At 66.4% G+C, this 22925-nt stretch carries 25 protein-coding genes; 19 read left to right on the top strand and 6 right to left on the bottom strand.

Annotated elements, in window-relative coordinates:
* Nucleotides 1-19: 19 nt before the first annotated feature.
* Together ACM26W_RS10350 and ACM26W_RS10345 are read left to right on the top strand one after the other, a co-directional pair.
* Nucleotides 20-619 carry a cytochrome c oxidase assembly protein gene (locus ACM26W_RS10350; RefSeq protein ID WP_416140740.1) on the top strand — a complete coding sequence of 200 codons (600 nt, stop codon included), beginning with the start codon at nt 20-22 and terminating at the stop codon, nt 617-619.
* Nucleotides 616-1473: a cytochrome c oxidase subunit 3 gene (locus ACM26W_RS10345; RefSeq protein ID WP_416140739.1), complete on the top strand. Its 858-nt coding sequence runs from the start codon at nt 616-618 to the stop codon at nt 1471-1473. The genes ACM26W_RS10350 and ACM26W_RS10345 overlap by 4 nt, the downstream gene beginning before the upstream one ends.
* A gap of 37 nt (nt 1474-1510) precedes the next feature.
* Here the strand turns inward: ACM26W_RS10345 and ACM26W_RS10340 are convergent, their stop codons facing one another.
* On the bottom strand, nt 1511-1705 hold the full coding sequence (locus tag ACM26W_RS10340; protein WP_416140738.1) for a DUF2909 family protein: 195 nt from the start codon (nt 1703-1705) through the stop codon (nt 1511-1513).
* Nucleotides 1706-1715: 10 nt separating this feature from the next.
* Here ACM26W_RS10340 and ACM26W_RS10335 point away from each other — a divergent pair, with 10 nt between their 5' ends.
* The 4 genes from ACM26W_RS10335 to cyoE are packed head-to-tail and all read left to right on the top strand — an operon-like array spanning nt 1716 to nt 5017.
* A complete protein-coding gene (locus tag ACM26W_RS10335; protein ID WP_416140737.1) occupies nt 1716-2426 on the top strand; it encodes an SURF1 family protein in 711 nt (236 codons plus the stop codon).
* 26 nt (nt 2427-2452) lie between these two features.
* A complete protein-coding gene (locus tag ACM26W_RS10330; protein ID WP_416140736.1) occupies nt 2453-3001 on the top strand; it encodes a hypothetical protein in 549 nt (182 codons plus the stop codon).
* Nucleotides 3002-3060: 59 nt separating this feature from the next.
* Nucleotides 3061-4086 (top strand): COX15/CtaA family protein, encoded by a 1026-nt coding sequence (locus ACM26W_RS10325; protein WP_416140735.1) that lies wholly within the window; start codon nt 3061-3063, stop codon nt 4084-4086.
* 4 nt (nt 4087-4090) lie between these two features.
* Complete coding sequence (gene cyoE / locus ACM26W_RS10320; RefSeq protein WP_416140856.1) at nt 4091-5017, top strand: heme o synthase; 927 nt, start codon at nt 4091-4093, stop codon at nt 5015-5017.
* 64 nt (nt 5018-5081) lie between these two features.
* Here cyoE and ACM26W_RS10315 read toward each other — a convergent pair whose 3' ends face one another.
* Nucleotides 5082-6539, bottom strand: a complete 1458-nt coding sequence (locus ACM26W_RS10315) for an SLC13 family permease (RefSeq protein WP_416140734.1) — start codon at nt 6537-6539, stop codon at nt 5082-5084.
* A gap of 135 nt (nt 6540-6674) precedes the next feature.
* Nucleotides 6675-6824 (bottom strand): hypothetical protein, encoded by a 150-nt coding sequence (locus tag ACM26W_RS10310; RefSeq protein WP_416140733.1) that lies wholly within the window; start codon nt 6822-6824, stop codon nt 6675-6677.
* Here ACM26W_RS10310 and ACM26W_RS10305 point away from each other — a divergent pair.
* The 10 genes from ACM26W_RS10305 to ihfA all read left to right on the top strand — a co-directional run bounded on the left by ACM26W_RS10305 (nt 6769) and on the right by ihfA (nt 16142).
* The gene (locus ACM26W_RS10305) at nt 6769-7299 is read left to right on the top strand and encodes a 3'(2'),5'-bisphosphate nucleotidase CysQ family protein (protein ID WP_416140855.1); all 531 of its coding nucleotides are present in this window, start codon (nt 6769-6771) and stop codon (nt 7297-7299) included. The genes ACM26W_RS10310 and ACM26W_RS10305 overlap by 56 nt on opposite strands.
* A gap of 66 nt (nt 7300-7365) precedes the next feature.
* The gene (locus tag ACM26W_RS10300; RefSeq protein ID WP_416140732.1) at nt 7366-7833 is read left to right on the top strand and encodes a DUF2489 domain-containing protein; all 468 of its coding nucleotides are present in this window, start codon (nt 7366-7368) and stop codon (nt 7831-7833) included.
* A gap of 270 nt (nt 7834-8103) precedes the next feature.
* The gene (locus tag ACM26W_RS10295; protein WP_416140731.1) at nt 8104-8760 is read left to right on the top strand and encodes an OmpA family protein; all 657 of its coding nucleotides are present in this window, start codon (nt 8104-8106) and stop codon (nt 8758-8760) included.
* Nucleotides 8761-9005: 245 nt separating this feature from the next.
* Nucleotides 9006-10904, top strand: a complete 1899-nt coding sequence (gene thrS / locus ACM26W_RS10290; RefSeq protein WP_416140730.1) for a threonine--tRNA ligase — start codon at nt 9006-9008, stop codon at nt 10902-10904.
* A gap of 33 nt (nt 10905-10937) precedes the next feature.
* Entirely contained in the window at nt 10938-11477 is a 540-nt protein-coding gene (gene infC / locus ACM26W_RS10285; protein ID WP_416140854.1) for a translation initiation factor IF-3, read from the top strand.
* A 107-nt stretch (nt 11478-11584) separates the two neighbouring features.
* Nucleotides 11585-11779, top strand: a complete 195-nt coding sequence (gene rpmI / locus ACM26W_RS10280) for a 50S ribosomal protein L35 (protein ID WP_416140729.1) — start codon at nt 11585-11587, stop codon at nt 11777-11779.
* Between the two features lie 35 nt (nt 11780-11814).
* The gene (gene rplT / locus ACM26W_RS10275; RefSeq protein ID WP_290785858.1) at nt 11815-12168 is read left to right on the top strand and encodes a 50S ribosomal protein L20; all 354 of its coding nucleotides are present in this window, start codon (nt 11815-11817) and stop codon (nt 12166-12168) included.
* A gap of 119 nt (nt 12169-12287) precedes the next feature.
* Complete coding sequence (pheS, locus tag ACM26W_RS10270; RefSeq protein WP_416140728.1) at nt 12288-13307, top strand: phenylalanine--tRNA ligase subunit alpha; 1020 nt, start codon at nt 12288-12290, stop codon at nt 13305-13307.
* Nucleotides 13308-13340: 33 nt separating this feature from the next.
* Nucleotides 13341-15737 (top strand): phenylalanine--tRNA ligase subunit beta, encoded by a 2397-nt coding sequence (pheT, locus tag ACM26W_RS10265; RefSeq protein WP_416140727.1) that lies wholly within the window; start codon nt 13341-13343, stop codon nt 15735-15737.
* A 102-nt stretch (nt 15738-15839) separates the two neighbouring features.
* Nucleotides 15840-16142 carry an integration host factor subunit alpha gene (gene ihfA, locus ACM26W_RS10260; protein WP_416140726.1) on the top strand — a complete coding sequence of 101 codons (303 nt, stop codon included), beginning with the start codon at nt 15840-15842 and terminating at the stop codon, nt 16140-16142.
* A 100-nt stretch (nt 16143-16242) separates the two neighbouring features.
* Here ihfA and ACM26W_RS10255 read toward each other — a convergent pair whose 3' ends face one another.
* Nucleotides 16243-16452, bottom strand: coding sequence for a DUF2788 domain-containing protein (locus ACM26W_RS10255; protein WP_416140725.1), 210 nt, complete (start codon nt 16450-16452; stop codon nt 16243-16245).
* A gap of 167 nt (nt 16453-16619) precedes the next feature.
* Here ACM26W_RS10255 and ACM26W_RS10250 point away from each other — a divergent pair, with 167 nt between their 5' ends.
* A complete protein-coding gene (locus ACM26W_RS10250) occupies nt 16620-17084 on the top strand; it encodes a flavodoxin domain-containing protein (RefSeq protein ID WP_416140724.1) in 465 nt (154 codons plus the stop codon).
* A 1-nt stretch (nt 17085) separates the two neighbouring features.
* Entirely contained in the window at nt 17086-17454 is a 369-nt protein-coding gene (locus tag ACM26W_RS10245; RefSeq protein ID WP_416140723.1) for a hypothetical protein, read from the top strand.
* A 22-nt stretch (nt 17455-17476) separates the two neighbouring features.
* Here ACM26W_RS10245 and ppnN read toward each other — a convergent pair whose 3' ends face one another.
* A complete protein-coding gene (gene ppnN, locus ACM26W_RS10240; RefSeq protein WP_416140722.1) occupies nt 17477-18838 on the bottom strand; it encodes a nucleotide 5'-monophosphate nucleosidase PpnN in 1362 nt (453 codons plus the stop codon).
* Between the two features lie 98 nt (nt 18839-18936).
* Between ppnN and ACM26W_RS10235 the strand changes: the two genes are divergently transcribed.
* On the top strand, nt 18937-19851 hold the full coding sequence (locus tag ACM26W_RS10235) for a LysR family transcriptional regulator (RefSeq protein WP_416140853.1): 915 nt from the start codon (nt 18937-18939) through the stop codon (nt 19849-19851).
* A gap of 119 nt (nt 19852-19970) precedes the next feature.
* On the opposite strand, the gene gcvP is transcribed toward ACM26W_RS10235, so the two are convergent.
* Nucleotides 19971-22865 carry an aminomethyl-transferring glycine dehydrogenase gene (gcvP, locus tag ACM26W_RS10230; protein WP_416140721.1) on the bottom strand — a complete coding sequence of 965 codons (2895 nt, stop codon included), beginning with the start codon at nt 22863-22865 and terminating at the stop codon, nt 19971-19973.
* Nucleotides 22866-22925: the final 60 nt, after the last annotated feature.

The following is a 22925-nucleotide window of genomic DNA, read 5'->3' as shown; positions in this document are numbered from 1 at the left end:
GCGCCACAGGAGGTGATCCATGACAGAGTCCGAACGCCGCTCACCCCAGCCCAATCCGGGCGTGCGCCGCACGGTGGTGCGCTCCGTGGTGACCCTGGTGGGCATGTTCGTCTTCGCCTTCGCCCTGGTGCCGCTGTACGACGTTTTCTGCCGCGTCACCGGGATCAACGGCAAGGTGGATACCACCGCCCAGGCCATTGTGCATGAGGCGGTGGACGATTCGCGCTACATCACGGTGCAGTTCATTACCCGCAACGGCTCCGGGCTACCCTGGAACCTCGAGGTGGAGAGTCGCCAGATACGCGTCCACCCGGGGCAGACCACCGAGGTGAACTTCGCCTTCCAGAACGCCAGCGCCGAAGGCACCTGGGGGCGCGCGGTGCCGAGCGTGTCACCCTCCAATGCGACGCGCCACCTGCGCAAGGTGAGCTGCTTCTGCTTCGAGGAGCAGCACCTGGAGGCGGGCGAGCGCCTTGAGCTGCCGTTGGTGTTCCAGTTGTCCCGGGATCTGCCGCCCGAGGTCAATACCGTGACCCTGGTCTACACCCTGTATCCGGTCACCCGCGACGAGGCGCCGCTTCAGGCCCGGGCGACAGCCGACAAAGGAGATGAGGCATGAGCGGTGGCAGCTACTACGTTCCGGCAACCAGCAAGTGGCCGATCCTCGGCTCGCTGGCCCTGGGCCTGATGATGATCGGCACCGGCATGGTGCTGGTATACGACCGCGGGACCCTGATCATGACGGTGGGGCTGATCGCAGTGCTCGCGGTGATGGCGCTGTGGTTTCGCGACGTGGTGAGGGAGTCTCGACAAGGCCTCTATGACGCCCAGATGGACCGCTCCTTTCGCCAGGGCATGGGCTGGTTCATCTTCTCCGAGGTGATGTTCTTCGGGGCCTTCTTCGGCGCGCTGTTCTACATCCGCACCTTCGCCCTGCCATGGCTCGACGGCGAGGGGGCCAAGGGGGTGGCGGCGCTGCTGTGGCCGGAATTCACCGCTAGCTGGCCGCTGCTGGAGCCGCCCGGTGACGTGGTCGGCCCCCGCGAGACCTTCAGCCCCTGGCAGCTGCCGCTGGTCAACACCCTGATCCTGGTGGCCTCGAGTATCACCCTCACGGTGGCCCACGAGGGGCTCAAGGAGGGGCATCGCGACACCACCCGCAACTGGCTGTTCGCGACCCTGCTGCTGGCCATCAGTTTCATCACCATCCAGGGTGTCGAGTACTACGAGGCCTATGTCCACTACGGCATCACCCTGGAGGCGGGGATCTACGGGGCGACGTTCTTCCTGCTCACCGGTTTCCATGGGGCCCACGTGATCATCGGCGCCACCATCCTGGCGGTGATGCTGGTGCGCGTGCTGCGCGGCCACTTCTCGAGCGACAACCACTTCGGTTTCGAGGCCGCCTGCTGGTATTGGCACTTCGTGGACGTGGTGTGGATCGGCCTGTTCCTGTTCGTCTATGTCTTCTAGCGCCCGCCTCCCGGCACGCCGCCTGCTGGGACGGCGCTCAGCCGGCGAGGCCGCCGGCATAGAAACCATAGAAGAGCAGGGCCAACAGGGTGGCGGCCATCGCGACGCGCACCTTGAGTGATACCAGCAACCGGCGCGAGGCGGCGCCGTCGCGGAGCAGGAAGCCGGCACCGGCGGCAAGGCTCGCCAGCATGGCCAGGAATACCAGCGCGATCAGGACCTTGAGCAGCATGGAACACTCCTTGGATGATTCATCCTCTCAGCATGCCCGTCGCGGGCCATGGCGGCAACGCCTGTGGTGGGTGCTGTGGGCGCCGCTGGTGCTGCTCGGCCTGGGGCTCGGGCTGTGGCAGTGGGAGCGGGCCACCGAGAAACGCGACTACCTGGCGGCCCTCGAGGCGGCGCCACACCTGGAGGCGCCGCGCCAGCTGCCGCCGGATGGCAGCCACCTGACCCTGAGCGGCGAGTACCTGCCGGAGCAGACCCTGTTTCTCGACAACCGCGTGGTCAATGGCCGTCACGGCGTGGCGCCGCTGACCCCGCTGCGGACCGACGACGGCCGTCTATGGCTGGTGCAGCGGGGCTTCCTGGACAGCGGTGCCAGCCGCGAGACGCCCGAAGTGGCAACGCCCGAAGGCCGCGTGACCCTGGAAGGTCGCTGGCAGGTGGCGGGCAAGGGAACGCCGCTGTTCGGCCCCAACCGCGAAGGGCAGCGCCTGCAGCGGATCCAGCTCGACGCCTGGGAGGTGCCCTTCGCCCATGACGGCTGGCTGCATCTCGAGCAGGGCCCGGGCCTCCTGGCGCCCTGGTGGACGCCCAGCGTGATGCCCCCGAGCCGGCATCTGGGCTATGCGGTGCAGTGGTGGGGGCTGGCGCTGGCCGCCCTGGTAGTGATGGTGATCGGTGGCCGGCGCCTGGGGCGTGATCGGCGATCGACCGGTTCAGAATCGTAACGTACAGACAAGCAGGAGAGCTTGTGATGAATCAGACCTCCCGAGCACGCGCTTCCCGCCTCAAGGTCCTGGCGGTGCTGTCGCTCTTCGCGCTGCCGGTGCTGGTGGCCTGGGCCATGGTGACCTGGCGGGTCGGCATTCCCGAGCAGCGTACCGCCCATGGTGACCTGGCGCCGGATCTCCCGGCGCTCGCGGCCTGGCCCCTGGATGGCGAGCACGCCCCCGGGCTTTCCGGTGACTGGGTGCTGGCCTTCGACTGCGGCGATCAGTGTGCGGCGCTGGCAGACCAATGGTGGCGCCTGCACCGCGCCCTGGGCCGTGAGGCGCCGCGGGTCAGTCGCCTTCGGGTCGGCGGGGAGGCAGAGGCGCTGCCCGGCGAGGCGGTGGCGCAGTGGAGTGAGGCGCCGACGTGGCATGCCCCCGACCATCTCTGGGTGCTGGACCCGCGCGGAGTGCCGGTTCTCGCCTACGGGCCCGAGGTGTCGCCCCGCGACGTGCTCGATGATGTGAACCGCCTGCTGCGCATGAATCCCGAGGTGTTGCGTCGGGACGAGCCCGGGCTGGCGGGACGATAGGGACAACAGGGATGATGGTAATGACCAATGGGGAGTCTCGGCATCGACTGCGGTGGCTCATGGCCCTGAGCCTGCTGGGAGTGGCATTCACCGTGGGGGTGATTCTGGTGGGGGTGTTCACGCGGCTGGTGGATGCCGGCCTGGGCTGTCCGGACTGGCCGGGCTGCTATGGGCGCCTGGTGGTGCCGGATGAAACCCGCGCCATGGCGCATACGCCGGAGGCGCCGCTCGAGGCCTTCCAGGCCTGGGTCGAGATGGTGCACCGCTATGTGGCGTCGGCCCTGGGGCTACTGGTGATCGCCCTCGTTGTGGTGGGGGCGCCGCTGCGCCGTCGGCCCGACTATCCCTGGGCGGTTAGCCTCGCGCTGCTGGCGGTGATCCTGGTGCAGGGTGCTTTCGGAGCCTTCACCGTGACCCTCAAGCTGTGGCCCCAGGTGGTGACTCTCCACTTGCTCGGCGGGCTGTCGGTGATGCTGCTGTTCCTGTGGCTGCATCTGAGGCTGCGCCGCTTCGCCGGCGGTCGGCTGACGTTCGGCGGCGTGGCGCCGGCGCGGCGTCCGCTGACGATGCTGTGGGGGCTCGCCGCGCTGCTGCTGATGGCGCAGATCGCGCTGGGGGGCTGGGTCTCCAGCAACTATGCGGGCATCGCTTGCCAGGGTTTTCCGACGTGCAACGGCCAGTGGTGGCCGGCCATGGACTGGAGCGAGGGCTTTCACCTGACCCAGAGCGTGGGGCCCAATTACCTGCATGGGCAGCTGCACGCCGATGCACGCACGGCGATCCAGGTGGGGCATCGCCTGGGTGCCCTGGCGCTGGGGCTGGCGCTGCTGGTCCTGGCCATGCGCCACTGGCACGAGGTTCGACTAAGGCCCTGGCTGGGTGCCCTGATGGGGCTCTTCGTCGTGCAGGGGGGGCTTGGCATCGCCAATGTGCTGCTCTGGCTGCCGCTGTGGCTGGCCCTGCTGCATACTGCCGGGGCAGTGGCCCTGGTCATCGCCATGGCCATGGCGATCTGGATGTGGCGTGAATCCGAGGCGGTGTCGGCATTACAACAATCGACCGAAAAGGAGTGGGTCCATGTCTGAGGCCATGACGACGCAAGTTCGCACGGCGGCGACCGTGCCCCTGGAGTCGGCCCGCTGGGGCTGGCGTGACCTGCTGACCCTGTGCAAGCCGCGGGTCGTGGTGGTGATGCTGGTGTGCGCTCTGGTCGGCATGGCGCTGGCGCGTCCGGTGCTGCCGTCCCTTGCCGTGGTGTTCTTCGGGCTGGCAGGCATCGGGCTGGCCGCCGGGGGAGCCGCGGCCTTCAACCACGTGGTCGATCGCCGCCTGGATGCCATGATGCTGCGTACCTCGCGCCGCCCGCTGGCGGCCCGCCGCATGCCGAGCTCGGTGGCGCTGGCCTGGGCCACGCTGCTCTCGGTGGCGGGCATCGGCCTGCTGGCCTGGCAGGTCAATGCGCTCACCGCCTGGCTGACCCTGGGCTCGCTGATCGGCTACGCGCTGGTCTATACCGCCTTTCTCAAGCACGCCACGCCCCAGAACATCGTGATCGGCGGGGTGGCCGGGGCGGCCCCGCCGCTGCTGGGGTGGACGGCGGTGACCGGCCAGGTTGGACCCGAGCCGCTGCTGCTGATGCTGATCATCTTCGCCTGGACGCCGCCGCACTTCTGGGCGCTGGCGCTGCACAAGCGCGAGGAGTATGCCCGGGCCGGGGTGCCGATGCTGCCGGTGACCCACGGCGAGGCCTTCACCCGCCTGCAGGTGTGGCTGTATGGCTGGCTCACCGTGGCGGTGACCCTGATGCCCTTCGCCATCGGCATGAGCGGGGCCGTCTACCTGGTGGGCATGGTGGTGCTCAATGCGCGCTTCATGTTCTGGAACTGGAAGGTGTGGCGTGGTCAGGATCCCAAGGCCCCCCTGGCCGCCTTCTGGTTCTCGATTCGCTATATCCTCGGGGTTTTCGGCGTGCTGCTGCTGGACCACTACGCCATGGCCTGGTCGCTGTGGGGGTGAACCGTCCCATCAACGACGACGCCCGGCCAAGGCCGGGCGTCGTCGTGTCGGGGGCTGCGGTCGTCTACCAGAAGGTCACCACCAGGAAGTAGGCCATCAGGGTCACTACGACGGTGCTGATCAGGTTGAGTGCGAAGCCGGCGCGGATCATCGACTGGATCTTCATGTGCCCCGTGGCGAAGACGATGGCATTGGGCGGCGTGGCCACCGGCATCATGAAGGCGCAGCTGGCGGCGATGGCGGCCGGCACGGTGACCAGCAGCGGCGAGATGTCCAGCGACAGGGCCAGGGCGCCCAGCAGCGGCAGGAAGGCCGCGGCGGTCGCGGTATTGGAGGTCACTTCGGTGAGGAAGATGATCACCAGCACCACCACGGCGATCATGGCCAGCAGCGGGAAGGTGCCGAAGATGGCCAGCTGCTCGGCGATCCAGTTGGCAAGCCCGGTGCGGGTGATGGTGCCCGCCAGCGCCAGGCCGCCGCCGAACAGCAGCAGGATGCCCCAGGGTAGCTTCTGGGCCTCTTCCCAGATCATCAGCCGCTCGCCATCGCCGCGGCCGCTGGGTACCAGGAACAGCACCACGCCGGCGGCGATGGCGATGCCGGTGTCGGAGAGCCAGGGCAGGCCGAGGTCATTGAGCAGGGGGCGCACCACCCAGGCCACCGCCGCCAGTGAGAAGATGATCGCCACACGTGTTTCTGCCGGACTCATCGGGCCAAGCTTGGCCAGCTCGTTGCCCACCATGCCGGTACTGTCCTCGCCGGCCTCGATGCGGAAGCCCCCACGGGTCAGCCACCACCAGGCGGCGGCCATCATGACGATGCTGATGGGAAGGCCGATGACCATCCACTGGGCGAAGCCGATGTCGATGCCGCGATCCTCGGCCAGGTAGCCGGCCAGCAGGGCGTTGGGCGGGGTACCGATCAGGGTCGCGACGCCGCCGATGCTGGCGGAATAGGCGATGGCCAGCAGCAGGGCCGTGGCGTAGCGCTTGACCTCCTCGGGGTCGCTGTCGCCGAGCAGGCTGATCACCGACATGCCGATGGGCAGCATCATGATGGCGGTGGCGGTGTTGGAGACCCACATGCTCAAAAAGCCGGTGGCGATCATGAAGCCGCCGATCTGCCGACGGGGCTGATGGCCCACCAGCTTGAGCACATGCAGCGCCAGACGGCGATGGAGGTTCCAGCGCTGCATCGAGATGCCGAGCAGGAAGCCGCCCAGGAAGAGGTAGATGATCGGGTTGGCGTAGCTACCGGTAGCCTCACCCAGGGTGCCAAGCCCGAGCGCGGGAACCAGCACCATGGGCAGTAGCGAGGTAACCGGAATGGGCACCGCCTCGGTGGACCACCAGGTGGCCATCAGCAGGGCCAGCCCCACGCAGGCCCAGGCGGCCTCACTCATGCCGGCGGGTGGCGGCAGGATCAGGGTAGCGAACAGCAGGGCGGGGCCCAGCCACAGGCCGAAGCGACCGGGGCCGGCGGGGCCCTGAGTCTTCTCGGGAACATCGGGGCTTGTCTGCATGCATCTCTCCGTCAGCAAGAAGGGCACCCAGCGGGTGCGGAAAGTGGCGGGATTCTACTTAAGTTGGAGGGGATCGTCTGACGTCTTTTGTTCGCCTTTGGTCTAATGTTCATTGTGGTCGCCCGGCAAAGGCCGTCATTCTTGATCTTGGTCATCCAAGGCCTTGATGCCAATTGTCTCCACCGTGATTTTCCTAACAGCTCCGGGAGCCTCGCCATGACGCCGTACGATATTCCCCCAGATATCGAGGATCTGGTCGCCCTCTGCGAACAGGGGGCGCGCCATCCTGGCGGTCCGTGAGGCGGGATTTCGTGTCGATTCGAAGGACGATGCCTCGCCCGTGACGGCCGCCGACCTGGCCGCCAACGAGATCCTGGTAGCTGGCCTTGTGGCTTGTTCAACGCTGCCGATCCTCTCCGAAGAGGGTCGCGAGGTTCCCTGGGTGGAGCGCCGGGAGTGGCGGCGATTCTGGCTGATCGACCCGCTGGACGGCACCCGAGAGTTCGTCGACGGCTTCGATGACTTTACCGTCAATGTAGCGCTGATCGAGGAGGGCAGGCCGGTGCTTGGCGTGGTACATGCCCCGGCATCCGGTGTCAGCTGGGCCGGCGTCGCCGGGGAGGGTGCCTGGCGCTGTCAGCAGGGCGAGAGTCTGGTCAATGGTCACTTCATCGCCTGTGCTGCGTTGGCGTGGCGGGATCGCCTGGCCGCCGTGTCGCGACAGGCAGTTTGGGGTGAGCGAAAACCCCGGGTAGAATGAACTTCTACCACAGTTGTACGGCCACATTCTTGCCGCCAACTTTACACCCTAACTGTGAGCCCCCCTATGACGACAACCACTGTCCTGATACTGATCGGCATTGGCCTGGTGATCATCGCCGGCCTCGCCGCCTACGCCTACACGCTCCGCAAGGAGGTGCTCCGCCGGCAGGCCTTCCGTGAGGAGGAGGAGCGTCGCGCGCGCGACAACTGCCTCGAAAATCTGGAGATGGTGGCCTCGTCCCTTCTTCAGGAGCAGGTGGATGTCACCGAGGGATCCTGGCGCTGCAAGGTGCTGCTGGAGATCCTCGATCCGCGCTTGATGGAGCGCGAGGCCTTCCGCCCCTTCGGTGAGGTTCATGATCGCACCCGCCACCTCCATACCCACGAGGCACGCCGGGCGCTGACGCCCAAGGAGCGTTTCAAGGAGGATCGCGAACGACTCGCCGTGGAGGAGGAGTTGCGTGAGGCGGTGCTCGGTGCGGCCGGCGCGGTCCTGGAATTCAGGCGCAATTGGCCGGGAAGCCTGCACTGACCCGCAGGATAGCACTCGGACATTGTCGAACACTGTGCGTATACTGTGTTGTTCTGCTAAGTTCATAACATGGCGATTGAAAGATAGGGCAAGCTACTGCAAGCTTGGGCCGTGCTGATCCTTGCCGTGGCCTCTTACGGTGCATGGCAGGTATGACACGGTCGCGGCGGAGCTGACTCCGCGGCGTTCAATCGTCGGGATCATCTGGGAAGGTGTTGCATCCGCTGCCTGTCCTGGAATCAAGTAAGAAAAAAGAGAAGGAGTTTTACAATGAAGAAGTCCACGACTGGCTTGCTGCTCGGTTCTGCTCTGGTGGTCGGCCTGGCAGGCTGTGCTACCCCCAACACCAGCCCCTCGTCCGACCGTCCATGGTACCAGCAGCCGGTAACCTGCGGCATCGCCGGCAGCTTGATCGGCGGCAGCATCGGCTACGCCACCAGCGGCAGCTCCGATGAAGAGGAAGGTGCTGCCACCGGTGCCGTTGCCGGTGCCGCCATCGGCGCCCTGCTGTGTGCCGACCGCACTCCGGCCCCGGTGGCCGAGCCCGAGCCGATGCCCGCGCCGGAGCCCGAACCCGTGCCCGAATTCGAGCCGGTGACCCTCTCCAGTGAGGTCAACTTCGCGTTTGACTCCGATGAGCTGCGTCCCCAGGCCGAGATGACGCTGGATGAAGTGGCCCGTCGTCTGCGCGAGCACACCGACGTGCGCATCCGCATCGAAGGTCACACTGACTCCAGGGGCTCTGCCCAGTACAACCAGGGTCTCTCCGAGCGTCGTGCCAACTCCGTACGCAGCTACCTGGCCAGCCAGGGCGTTGCCGGTGACCGCATGATGGCCGTGGGCTACGGTGAGGAGCGTCCGGTCGCCAGCAACGAGACCGACCAGGGCCGTGCCCTGAACCGTCGTGTCGAGATCGACCGTCAGTAATCGACTGTCGTGAGCCGGGCGAGTCATCGCCCGACCAGCAGGGGCGCCTTCGGGCGTCCCTGTTGCGTTATGGCCCCGGTGTGCTCAGCCTCTCGCGTGCTCAGGTGTCGTTGCGCCTGGCCGTGCTCCGCCGCCCGGTGGCGCGCCGAGCCTCGACTCTGGTATGGTACCCCCCGCTTTTCCATCCCTGTTCACCGCGACACGTGGTCTCTCGTATGGGCCACCACTGCGCACAAGGACCCTTCATGCCCATCGTGACCCTGCCTGACGGCAGTCAGAGAACCTTCGACGAACCGCTTACCGTGATGCAGCTGGCCGAGGAGATCGGCCCCGGGCTTGCCAAGGCCTGCGTGGCCGGCAAGATCGACGGTGTGCCGGTGGATGCCGCCGACCTCATCGAGCGCGACGCCGAGGTGGCCATCCTCACCGCCCGTGACGCCGAGGGTCTCGAGGTGATCCGTCACTCCTGCGCCCACCTGATCGGTCACGCCGTCAAGCAGCTCTATCCCGAGGCCAGGATGGCCATCGGCCCGGTGATCGACGACGGCTTCTACTACGATATCGACTTTGGTCGCTCGGTGACCCCCGAGGACCTCGAGGCGATCGAGAAGCGCATGCAGGCGCTGATCGAGCGGGACTATGACGTGGTTCGCGAGTACGCCGATCGTGACAAGGCGATGCTGGCCTTCCTGCACCGCGACGAGCCCTACAAGCAGGAGATCGTCCGCGAGATCCCGGAAGGCGAGACCATCCGTCTCTATCACCATGAAGAGTACACCGACATGTGCCGGGGCCCCCATGTGCCCAATACCCGGCACCTGAAGGCCTTCAAGCTCACCAAGCTGGCCGGCGCCTACTGGCGGGGCGATGCCACCAAGCCGATGTTGACCCGCATCTACGGCACCGCCTGGCCCGACAAGAAGCAGCTCAAGGCCTACCTCAAGCGCCTCGAGGAAGCCGAGAAGCGCGACCATCGCAAGCTGGCCAGGAAGATGGACCTCTTCCACCTCCAGGAAGAGGCGCCGGGCATGGTGTTCTGGCACCCCAACGGCTGGACCATTTACCAGGCGCTGGAGCAGTACATGCGCCGGGTGCAGATCGAGAACGGCTACCAGGAGATCAAGACCCCCCAGGTGGTGGATCTCTCGCTGTGGAAGAAGTCCGGCCACTGGGGGCACTACAGCGAGCTGATGTTCACCACCGAGTCCGAGAAGCGCGACTACGCGGTGAAACCGATGAACTGCCCCTGCCACGTGCAGGTGTTCAACCAGGGGCTGAAGAGCTACCGGGACCTGCCGCTACGCCTGGCCGAGTTCGGCAGCTGCCACCGCAACGAACCCTCCGGCTCCCTGCACGGCCTGATGCGGGTGCGCGCCTTCACCCAGGACGACGCCCATATCTTCTGCACCGAGAAGCAGATCCAGGCCGAGGCCGAGGATTTTATCGCCCTGACCCTGAAGGTCTACAAGGAGCTGGGCTTCGACGACGTGGAGCTCAAGCTCTCCACCCGCCCCGACGACTTCCTCGGTGAGCCCGAGATGTGGGACCGCGCCGAGGCGGGCCTCGAGGCAGCACTCAACGCGACCGGGCTCGAGTGGGACCTGCAACCGGGCGAGGGGGCCTTCTACGGCCCCAAGATCGAGTTTTCCCTGCGCGATTGCCTCAACCGGGTCTGGCAGTGCGGTACCCTGCAGCTGGACTTCAACCTGCCGGGCCGCCTGGGTGCCCAGTTCGTCGACGAGGACGGTGCTCGCAAGACCCCCGTGATGCTGCACCGCGCGATCCTGGGCTCCTTCGAGCGTTTCCTCGGTATCCTCATCGAACACTATGCCGGGGCCATGCCGTTGTGGCTGGCGCCGCAGCAGGCGGTGATCCTCAATATCACCGATTCACAGCGTGATTACGTGCTGAATCTCGAGCAGCGGCTGCAGAAAATTGGCCTTCGCGTCAAGGCGGACTTGAGGAACGAGAAGATCGGCTTTAAAATCCGCGAGCATACGTTGCAGAAGGTTCCCTATCTCCTCGTGGTGGGGGATAAGGAAGTCGAGGCCGACTCGGTAGCCGTGCGGACACGTACCGGCGAGGATCTAGGCACCATGCGGGTCGATGACCTCATCGAGCGTCTGAACGCCGAACTCGGCTGACGACATCGTCAATCGTCTTAAGGAGACTGAGCGATCAAGCGAAGCAACCCAAGAGGGCGCGTCCAGGATAAGCGCCCCCCGATGAACGAGCGTATTACCGAGGATCAGGTTCGCCTGATCGATGCCGACGGCGAGCAGCTGGGCGTCGTGCCCACCAGTGAAGCACTGGAGCGCGCCGAAGCCTCGGGACTCGACCTCGTACAGATATCCAATGCCGATCCCATCGTCTGCAAGATCATGGATTACGGTAAATTCGTCTTCGAGCAGAAAAAGCAGAAGTCCGCTCAGAAGAAGAAGACGAAGCAGATTCAGGTCAAGGAAGTCAAGTTCCGACCTGGCACCGACGAGGGCGACTATCAGGTCAAGATGAAAAACCTGATCCGTTTCCTCGAAGGGGGCGACAAGGGCAAGGTCACGCTGCGTTTCCGCGGTCGTGAGATGGCGCATCAGGACCTCGGCCGCAAGCTGATGGAACGGATCGCCGCCGATCTCGATGAGATCGGGACCGTGGAGTCCTTCCCGAAGATGGAAGGGCGCCAGATGATCATGATCATCGCCCCCAAGAAGAAGTAAGCGAAAGAGAAAAAGTGATCCGGCGGCCAGTTCAACGGGCAGTGGGTGGCAGCATCCACCGTCGGCCCCGGGTTTTCTGAAAAAACCTCGTAATGGAGTGTTATTCCATGCCGAAGATCAAGAGCAACCGCGGCGCTGCCAAGCGCTTCAAGAAGACGGCCAACGGCTTCAAGCACAAGCAGTCGTTCCGTAGTCACATCCTGACCAAGAAGTCTACCAAGCGTAAGCGTCAGCTGCGTGGTATGAAGCAGATCCATGACGCCGACAAGGCGCTCATTCAGCGGATGCTGCCCAACCTGTAACCCTTGGTAGTCCCTTTTTTCGTCAGGAGTAAGCTATGACTCGTGTCAAACGTGGCGTTGTCGCCCGTCGTCGTCACAAGAAGATTCTCAAGCAGGCCAAGGGTTACTACGGTGCCCGGAGCCGCGTGTTTCGCGTCGCCAAGCAGGCCGTCATCAAGGCCGGCCAGTACGCCTACCGCGACCGCCGCAATCGCAAGCGTCAGTTCCGCGCCCTGTGGATCCAGCGTATCAACGCCGGTGCCCGTCAGCACGGCCTGTCCTACAGCCGCTTCGTGGGTGGCCTGAAGAAGGCCGGCATCGAGATCGACCGCAAGGTCCTCGCGGACCTGGCCGTCAACGAGAAGGCCGCCTTCGCTGCCATCGTCGAGAAGGCCAAGGCTGCCCAGTAAGTGACCGCGTCATCTGCGGTGGTTCGGTTCTGGCCGAGCGGCCGTTGACGTTGCAGGGGAAGAGCAGCCGCTCTTCCCCTTTTTCTTGAAGTCTGACACTCGAATTCGGAGCGCAACGGATGGACCACCTTCCCACTCTGGTCGCCGAGGCCCGCCAGGCGATCCAGGCCGCCGAGACCATTCCGGCCCTGGAAGAACTGCGCGTGCGTTACCTCGGCAAGAAGGGCGAGATCACCGCGCTGCTCAAGGGTCTCGGCAAGCTGTCTGCCGCCGAGCGCCCGGCCGCCGGTGAGCGCATCAACCAGGCCAAGCATGCTCTCGCCGAGGAACTGGAGGGGCGCCGTGCGGCCCTGGAGAAGGCGGCCCTGGAGAAGCGGCTCTCCGCCGAACGCCTCGATGTGACCCTGCCGGGACGCGGCCAGCCCAGCGGAGGCCTGCATCCGGTCACCCGCACCCTGGAACGCATCGAGGGACTGTTCACCCGCATCGGCTATGACGTCGCGGTAGGCCCGGAGATCGAGGACGATTACCACAACTTCGAGGCGCTCAATATCCCGGCGCACCACCCGGCGCGCGGCATGGCCGATACCTTCTACTTCGATGCCACCCGCCTGCTGCGGACCCACACCTCGCCGGTCCAGGTGCGTACCATGAAGGAGGGCAAGCTGCCGATCCGTATCGTCTGCCCGGGGCGGGTCTATCGCAGCGATTCGGACCTGACGCATACCCCCATGTTCCACCAGGTGGAGGGGTTGCTGGTCGACGAGGATGTCAGCTTCGCCGACCTCAAGGGTACCATCGAGGACTTCCTGCACGCCTTCTTCGAGCGTGACGACCTGTCCGTGCGCTTCCGCCCCTCCTACTTCCCCTTCACCGAGCCCTCCGCCGAGGTCGATATCCAGTGCGTGATGTGTAGCGGTCACGGCTGCCGGGTCTGTTCCCACAGCGGCTGGCTGGAGGTGATGGGTTGCGGCATGGTGCACCCCGAGGTGTTCCGCCACTCCGGCATCGACGCCGAGCGCTACACCGGCTTCGCCTTCGGCATGGGGGCCGAGCGACTGGCCATGCTGCGCTACGGCGTGAACGACCTGCGCATGTTCTTCGACAACGACCTGCGCTTCCTGCGCCAGTTTGCCTGACCTCACTCGCACCAGCAGAACACAGGATTTGTCATGAAATTTTCCGAACAGTGGCTGCGCGAATGGGTGTCACCGCAGCTTGCTACCCAGGCCCTGGCCGACCAGATCACCATGGCCGGCCTCGAGGTGGACGCGGTGGCCCCCGTGGCGGCGGCCTTCGAGGGCGTGGTGGTGGCCGAGGTGGTGGAGAAGATCCAGCACCCCGATGCCGACAAGCTCAGCGTCTGCCGGGTCTCAGACGGCTCCGGCGAGCCGGTGCAGGTGGTGTGCGGGGCGCCCAATGTGGCGGTGGGCCAGAAGGTGCCCTTCGCCCGGGTCGGCGCTATGCTGCCCGGCGACGCCAAGACTGATGTTTTCAAGATCCGGAAGGCCAAGCTGCGCGGTCAGGCATCTCACGGCATGATTTGCTCCGCCTCCGAGCTCGGCCTGGAGGAGGAGACCTCGCCGGGGATCCTCGAGTTGCCGGCGAGCGCCCCGGTGGGGGAGGACTTCCGCGCCTGGCTGGGCCTTGACGATCACACCATCGAGGTGGACCTGACCCCCAACCGCGGGGACTGCCTGAGCCTCAAGGGCATGGCCCGCGAGGTGGGCGTGCTCAACCGCCTGCCGGTGGCTGGGCCCGCCATCGCGCCGGTGGCCGCGACCCATGACGAGACCTTCCCGCTGCGCGTCGAGGACGCCGAGCACTGCCCGCGCTATATCGGTCGCCTGATCAAGGGCGTCGACGTGACCGCCGAGACCCCGCTGTGGATGGTGGAGCGCCTGCGCCGCAGCGGCATCCGCTCCATCGACCCGGTGGTGGACATCACCAACTACGTGATGCTCGAGCTCGGTCAGCCGCTGCACGCCTTCGATCGTGCCAACCTCCACGGCGCCGTGATCGTGCGCCTGGCCCGCGAGGGTGAGCGGCTGATGCTGCTCGACGGCCAGGAGGTCACGCTGGCCGATGACTCCCTGGTGATCGCCGACGAGCGAGGCCCGCTGGCCATCGCCGGGGTCATGGGCGGCGAGCACTCCGGGGTGAGTTCCGCGACCCGCGACATCTTCCTCGAGTCGGCCTTCTTCTCGCCGTTGGCGGTGGCCGGCCAGGCCCGCGGCTACGGCCTGCATACCGACGCCTCTCACCGCTTCGAGCGCGGCGTGGACGCAGAACTGGCCCGTGAGGCGGCCGAGCGCGCCACAGCGCTGCTGCTGCAGATCACCGGCGGCGAGCCGGGTCCCCTGGTGGAGGTGGCAAGCCACGAGCACCTGCCCGCCGAGCGCCGAGTTCGCCTGCGCGCGTCGCGTCTCGAGCAGGCTCTGAGCAAGGCGCTGCCCGCCGAGGAGGTCACCGAGATCCTCCAGCGTCTGGGGATGGCGGTGGAGGTCGATGATCAGGGCTGGAGTGCCGTAGCGCCGAGCTGGCGTTTCGACATCGCCATCGAGGAGGACCTGATCGAGGAGGTGGCGCGCATCCACGGCTACAATCGCTTGCCGGTACGTCGCCCCCAGGCCCGTCTCTCGCTGCGCCCCGATCACGAGTCGCGTACCCCGTTGGGCCGCCTGCGTCGCCAGATGGTGGCCCGCGGCTATCAGGAAGCGGTGACCTACAGCTTCGTTGCCCCCGAGCTGCAGAAGGCGCTGCTGCCCGAGGCGGTCTCGCCGGTGCTGGCCAACCCCATCTCCGCCGATCTGTCGGTGATGCGGGCGAGCCTCTTCCCGGGACTGGTGCGGGCACTTGAACATAACCTCAACCGTCAGCAGACCCGTGTGCGGCTGTTCGAGACCGGCCTGATCTTCCGCGGTGAGCTCGATGACCTGCAGCAGCTGCCCATGCTGGGTGCGCTGGTGTGTGGCTCCCGGGAACCCGAGGCCTGGGCGGCAAACCGAGATACGGTCGACTTCTTCGACCTCAAGGGTGATCTGGAGAGCCTGCTGGCCATGGGCGGCGAGCCCGATGCCTGGCGCTTCGAGCCAGCCGAGCATTCGGCGCTGCATCCGGGCCAGTGTGCGCGGATCCTGCACCGCGGTGAGGAGGCCGGCTGGATCGGTACCCTGCACCCGGCGGTGCGCGCCCAGTTGGGGCTGAAGGTGGATGCCGTGCTGTTCGAGGTGCGTCTGGATGCCCTGACCCATGGCCGGGTGCCGGCGTTCACGCCGCTATCGCGGTTCCCGGAAGTACGGCGCGACCTGGCCTTCCTGGTCGATGAGAACCTCCCGGTGCAAGCGCTGCTGGACACCATCCGCGGCCAGGCCGGCGAATGGCTCACCGAGAGCCGCCTGTTCGACGTCTACCAGGGCAAGGGGGTGCCGGAAGGGCGCAAGAGCGTGGCGCTGGGCTTGACCTGGCAGCATCCTTCGCGCACGCTGAATGACGAGGAAATCAATCAGTTGGTCGATGCCATCGTCACCGAGTCCCGTCAGCATCTGGGTGTAGAACTGCGTGGATAAGTTTCGCGGATAAGCTGCGAGGTCAAGTAGCGTAGATGTTCCAGCGAGGCGGGCAGGGAGTCGGCAACGGCCATGAGGCGGACCCCATACGAGGGAGTGAACATGGGTGCACTGACCAAGGCCGAACTGGCCGAGCATCTGCACGCCGAGCTGGGACTCTCCAAGCGCGAGGCAAAGTCAATGGTGGAGGCCTTCTTCGAGGAGATCCGCGCCTGCCTGCGCGAGAACGAGCAGGTCAAGCTGTCCGGATTCGGCAACTTCGACCTGCGAGACAAGCGCGAGCGGCCGGGCCGTAACCCCAAGACCGGTGAGGAGATTCCGATCTCGGCCCGGCGCGTGGTGACCTTTCGACCGGGGCAGAAGCTCAAGAATCAGGTGGAGGGCTACCGCGGCGTGGTTCACTGAAGGCCGCGTCGTCGTCAACTGCAGAACGCCACCCGGATGGGTGGCGTTCTGCGTTTTGGGTCAGGAGCAGGGATCGGGGGGTGGGCTGGCGCCATCGACGTCATACCGAGCCGCCGTTCTCCAGCACCCAGGTGATCACCACCTTGAGCACATAGCCCAGGATGCCGGCGCCCAGCACGACGAAGAGCATGATGGTGCCGAAGCGGCCGGCGTTGGACTTCTTTGCCAGATCCCAGATGATGAAGCCCATGAACAGGATCAGCCCGCCGATCATGATCGGGGTGATCCAGGCCTCGAAGGTCTGCTGCATGTCGCCTCCGTGCAGGGTAAGGGAAAGACCCAGTATTATACTGGGTCTCTCGCCGACCTTGCAGGATAATGAGTGCGACGAAATGCCCCGGCCGTGCGCCGGTGAAGATGCGAGCCGGCAATGAGTCGTGTTAATATCCGAGTAGAATTCTCAGGTAAATCCAGGACATGCCCATGCTCAAGATCTTTGTCGGTACCATGTATGGCGGCGCCCTCGACGTCGCCGAGCAGGTCACGCCGCTGTTCGAGGAGGCTGGCTATTCTGTCGCCATTTACGACAATCCCACCCTGGAGGATCTCACCGGGTCGCCTACCGATCTGGCGCTATTCTGCGTCTCCACCACCGGCAGCGGCGATTTCCCGGGCAACTTCGTACCCTTCGCACGGGCCATCGCCGAGCAGAGCCCCGGGCTTGGCTCGCTGCGCTATGGGCTGATCGCCCTGGGCGACAGCTCCTACGGCGAGACCTTCTGCGGTGCCGGGCGCCAGCTCGACGAGCTGTTGCAGGGTCAGGGCGCCAGCCGCCTGGGTGAGCGGCTGGAGGTCGACGCCATGGAGACCTTCATGGCCGATGATGCCGCTCTGCCCTGGGTAGAGGACTGGATCGAGTCCCAAGCGCTCAAGGTGGCCTGAGATGGGGGCTCAGTCTACCCCCGAGCGGCTCAGTCTCTTGTTGGGCCTGGTGCTGCTGATGCTGTCGACCATCCCCCGCTTTCTGGTGGGTGGCCACGACAACCGCTTCAATCTGATCCTGATTGCCCTGCTGGTGGTGGCCGGCGTGGCCGCCGCCCACTGGCGCTTGCTCGAGGCCGAGGCACGTCTGCGCCTGCCGCGCCTGATGGGGCGTCTGGGTGTCTGCATGGTGGCGGGCCTGGCCGGCATGGGGCTGTACCACGCCCTGTTCACCGACTTCATCGGCTGGGAGCTGCTGATTGCCCACGGCGCCACCCTGGGGTTGCTGCTCCACGCGCTGTCGATCTGGCTGAGAGCACCCGGCGCCTGATGACCCCCCTGACTCCAGCCGATCAGCCCAGCGTATAGCAGGGTTCGTAGTCGCCGGAGAGCTTCATGCGGCCCTGGGCGACGAAGGAGTCGAGGAGCTTGTCGAGACGTGACATCAGCTCCGCCTCGGCCTGCAGACGGAAGGGGCCGCGAGCCTGGATGGCGCGGATCCCCTTCTCCTTGACGTTGCCAGCGACAATGCCCGAGAAGGCGCGGCGCAGGTTGGCGGCCAGCTCATGAACCGGCTGTTCGCGGTGCAGGGCCAGGCTGGCCATGGCCTCGTGGGTGGGTTCGAAGGTCTCCTGGAAGGGCCGGTCGATGGTCAGACGCCAGTTGTAATAGAAGGCGTCCTGACGACTCCGGCGGTATTCGGCGACCGAATCGATGCCCCTGCGCATGGCGCGGGCCACCTCGGTGGGGTCGTCGATGATGATGCGATAGCGCTGCCTCGCCGCCTCGCCCAGGGTGTAGGTGAGGAACTCGTCAATGCGCGTGAAGTAGTCTGCGCTGTTCTCCGGCCCGGTGAAGATCACCGGCAGCTCCATGTCGACGTTGTCCGGATGGAGCAGGATGCCGAGCAGGTAGAGGATCTCCTCGGCCGTGCCTACCCCGCCGGGGAAGACGATGATGCCGTGGCCCAGGCGCACGAAGGCCTCCAGGCGCTTCTCGATGTCCGGCATCACCACCAGTTCGTTGACGATGGGGTTGGGCGCCTCGGCCGCGATGATGCCCGGCTCCGAGACGCCCAGGTAGCGGCCCTCCCGGCGGCGTTGCTTGGCGTGGGCCACGTTGGCGCCCTTCATGGGGCCCTTCATGGCGCCGGGGCCGCAGCCGGTACAGATGTCCATCTCACGCAGGCCCAGGTGATAGCCCACGTCCTTGCTGTACTCGTACTCCTCCCGCGAGATGGAGTGGCCTCCCCAGCACACCACCAGGCTGGGGTCGCGGCCCGGCTTTAGGGTGCCGGCCTTGCGCAGGATATGGAACACCGCATTGGTGGTGCCCTCTGAGGTGGTCAGATCGAAGCGCTGGTGGCCCTGGATCTCGTTGTAGACGTAGACGATATCGCGCAACACCGAGGAGAGGTGCTCGCGAATCCCGCGGATCATCTTGCCGTCGACGAAGGCTTCGGCCGGCGCATTGGTCAGCTTGAGCCGGATGCCGCGGTCCTGGGGGATCACCTCGATGTCGAAGTCGCGGTAGGCCTCCATCAGCGCCACGCTGTCATCGATGGGTGAGCCGCAGTTGAGCACGGCCAGCGAGCAGCGTCTCAGCAGATCATGCAGCCCGGCCTTCGAGGTGTCGTGAAGGCGGCTGACCTCGTGCTGGGAGAGGATCTCGAGGCTTCCTTCCGGGGAGATGATACTGGAGATGGTATCGGGCATTGAGGCGTCCTTGTCGCGTGTGTCGTCCCTGCCGATGCTATCACGGCTACTTGTCGGCCGGTGCTACAATGAATCGCCCATCCGTCATATGGCCCGCCATGTTCAACGCGCTCTACTTTCGCACCTTCATCACCCTGGTCGAGACCGGCAGCTTCACTCGGACGGCGCGGCGTCTGGAGATGACCCAGCCCGGCGTCAGTCAGCATGTACGCAAGCTCGAGCAGTACCTGGAGAAGCCTCTGCTGGAGCGCCACGGCCGGCGCTTCACCCTCACCGAGGCGGGGCGGCGGGCCTACGACTATGCGCTCAAACTGTTCGCCGACCACGAGCAGTTTCGCCACTCCCTGGATGCCGATTCCCTGTTCTCGGGGGAGTGCCGCCTGGCCTCTCCGGGCAGCGTCGGGCTGATGCTCTATCCCTTTCTGCTGGGGCAGCAGCAGATGCACCCCGGCCTGACCGTCAGCTACAGCTTTGCCTTCAACCATGAGATCGTCCAGGACGTGCTGGCCGGCCGCTATGATCTGGGTATCGTCACTGAAACCCTGCGGCAGCCCGACCTGGAGGTGGTGCCCTGGCACCGTGAGCCCCTGTGCCTGGTGGTGCCGGCGGATTTCGCCGGCAGCGGGCTCGCCGAGCTGATGGGAATCGGCTTCATCAACTACTACGATGGCTTGAACCATGCCAATGCGCTGCTGCGCAGCAACTTCCCGAAGGAGTTTCGTTCCCTGAGCCACTTCCGGCGCCAGGGCTTCACCAACGAGGTGGGTATGGTGCTGGATGCGGTGGCCCGGGGGCTCGGGTTCACCGTGGTCTCACGGCTGGTGCTGGAGACCTCTCCCTGGCAGCGCCAGGTCAAGGAACTGGACCTGCCGGTGGCGGTCCACGAGACCCTTCACCTGATCACCCGTGCCGGCAGCGAGATGCCGCGCCGCTATGTGCGCCTGCTCGAGGACTTCCGGGAGCAGCGCCGCCAGGCGCTCTCAGGCTTCGGCGAGGCCCCGGTGGGGCCCTGACGCAACCGTTCGTGCCAACGCAAGCGGCCCCGCCAGAGGGCGGGGCCGCTTGCCTGTCAGGCCGGGCGCTTGTCACTCAGTTGCACCGCTCGATCTATCACGCCGATCCGTCACGCCGATCAATCACGGTACTCGTCGATGCTCGGGCAGGAGCAGATCAACTGGCGGTCACCGAAGACGTTATCGACCCGGTTCACCGCCGGCCAGTACTTGGCCGCCCGGGTCGCCGCGGTGGGGAAGGCGGCCAGCGCGCGGGCGTAGGGGCGTTCCCAGGCCTCGTCCATCAGGTCGGCCTGGGTGTGCGGGGCGTTGACCAGCGGGTTGTCGTCCGCCGCCCAGTCACCGGCCTCGACCCGGCGAATCTCCTCGCGGATCGCGATCATGGCGTCGCAGAAGCGGTCGATCTCGTAGCGCGATTCCGATTCGGTGGGCTCGATCATCAGCGTGCCGGGCACCGGGAAGGACATGGTCGGGGCGTGGAAGCCGTAGTCCATCAGGCGCTTGGCGATGTCCTCCTCGCTGATCCCGGACGCCGCCTTGAGCGGGCGGATATCGATGATGCACTCGTGGGCCACGCTGCCGTTCTCGCCGCGGTAGAGCACCGGGTAGTGCTCGCCGAGCCGGGCGGCGACGTAGTTGGCGTTGAGGATGGCCAGCTCGGTGGCCTCGCGCAGGCCGCGGGCCCCCATCATCTTGATGTAGGCCCAGGAGATCGGCAGGATCGACGCCGAGCCGAAGGCCGCCGCCGAGACCGCGCCGCAGTCGGCGTTGACGCCGGCGATGGGCGTCACCACGTGGTTCGACACGAAGGGCGCCAGGTGCGCCTTGACGCCGATGGGGCCCATGCCCGGGCCGCCGCCGCCGTGGGGGATGCAGAAGGTCTTGTGCAGGTTGAGGTGGGAGACGTCGCCGCCGAAGTCGCCGGGGCGGGCCAGGCCCACCTGGGCGTTCATGTTGGCGCCATCCACGTAGACCTGGCCGCCGTGCTCGTGGACGATCGCGCACACCTCGCGCACGTTGGTCTCGAACACTCCGTGGGTGGAGGGGTAGGTGATCATGATCGCCGAGAGCGCCTCGCGGTGCGCCGCGGCCTTGGCGCGCAGGTCGTCGGTGTCGATGTTGCCCTGGGCGTCGCACTCCACCACCACCACCTTGAGGCCGACCATGGCCGCCGAGGCCGGGTTGGTGCCGTGGGCGGAGCTGGGGATCAGGCAGACGTCGCGGTGGCCCTCGCCGATGGCCGCCTGGTAGCGGCGGATGGCGATCAGCCCGGCGTACTCGCCCTGGGCCCCGGAGTTGGGCTGCATGGAGATATGGTCATAGCCGGTGATCTCCACCAGGAAGGCGGCGAGCTCGTCGATCATCTGCTGATAGCCGGCCACCTGGTCGCGGGGCACGAAGGGGTGGATCTCGGCGAACTCCGGCCAGGTGATGGGGATCATCTCGCTGGTGGCGTTGAGCTTCATGGTGCACGAGCCCAGCGGGATCATCGCATGAGTCAGCGACAGGTCCTTGTTCTCCAGGCGCTTGAGGTAGCGCAGCATCTCGGTCTCGCTGCGGTAGCGGGTGAAGGTCGGGTGGGTCAGGAAGTCGCTCTCGCGCCGGCACGCCGTCGGAATGCCGCTGGCACCCTCGGCCAGGGCGCGCTCGTCCAGGGCGCCGACGGCGAGGCCATGCTCCTCGCCCAGCAGCACGTCGAACAGCACGTCGAGATCACGGGCGGTGGTGGTCTCGTCGAGGCTCACGCCGACGTCGCCGTCGGCGAAGTAGCGCAGGTTGATCTCGCGGGTCAGGGCGCGGCCGTGCAGCTTGCCGGCGTCCACCCCGGTCAGGCGCAGGGTGTCGAACCAGCTGTCGTGGACCAGCCGAACGCCCTTGTCCTGGAGGCCCAGCGCCAGGAGCGTGGTCAGGCGATGGATGCGCCCGGCGATGGTGCGCAGGCCCTCGGCGCCGTGGTAGACGGCATAGAAGCCGGCGAGGTTGGCCAGCAGCGCCTGGGCGGTGCAGATGTTGGAGGTGGCCTTCTCGCGGCGGATATGCTGCTCGCGGGTCTGCATCGCCATGCGCAGCGCCTGGCCGCCACGGCTGTCCTGGGAGACGCCGATGATGCGCCCGGGGATCGACCGCTTGAGCTTGTCGGTGGTGGCGAAGAAGGCCGCGTGGGGCCCGCCGAAGCCCATCGGCACGCCGAAGCGCTGGGTGGTGCCGATGACGATGTCGGCGCCCAGCGCGCCCGGTTCCTTGAGCAGCACCAAGCCCATGAGGTCGGCGGCCACGCAGGTCATGATGCCGCGCTCCCGCGCGGCAATGAGCAGCGGCGCCAGGTCGTGGACCCGGCCGCTCTCGCCGGGGTACTGCAGCAGCGCCCCGAAGGCGTCCACCTCGGCGAGCTGCTCGGCCGGCGCCACCACCAGCTCGAAGCCGAAGTAGGCCGCGCGGGTGCGCACCACGTCCAGGGTCTGGGGCAGCACATCGTCGGCGACGAAGAACACCTCGCTCTTGGCCTTCTTGTTGGCGCGATGGCACAGCGCCATGGCCTCGGCGGCCGCGGTCGCCTCATCCAGCAGCGAGGCGTTGGCCAGCTCCATGCCGGTCAGGTCCATGACCATCTGCTGGAAGTTGAGCAGCCCCTCCAGGCGGCCCTGGGAGATCTCCGGCTGGTAGGGGGTGTAGGCGGTGTACCAGCCCGGGTTCTCCAGCACGTTGCGCTGGATCACCGGCGGCAGGTGGGTGCCGTGATAGCCCTGACCGATATAGCTCTTGAACACGCGGTTCTGGCGCGCCAGGCGCTGGAGGTAGTCGAGCGCCTCGGCCTCGCTCCTGGGCGGGTCCAGGTCGAGCTCGCGGCCCAGGCGGATATCCGCGGGCACGGTGCGCTCGATCAGCGCCGAGAGGCTCTCCACCCCGAGGGTGGCCAGCATGGCCGTCACGTCCGCCTCGCGGGGGCCGTTGTGGCGTTGCAGGAAGTCATCGTGGGCGGCCAGGTCGGCCAGGCGGCGAGTGTCGATCGGCATGGGGGCACCGTAGCGTGGGTCAGGGCCGTCGCGGGGACGACGCGGGAACGGGGATCAAGG

Source organism: Halomonas sp. HK25, assembly GCF_047795635.1.
Lineage (GTDB): Bacteria > Pseudomonadota > Gammaproteobacteria > Pseudomonadales > Halomonadaceae > Halomonas.
Note: the sequence above shows the minus strand (reverse complement) of the source record. Positions and strands in the feature narration are given on the sequence as shown.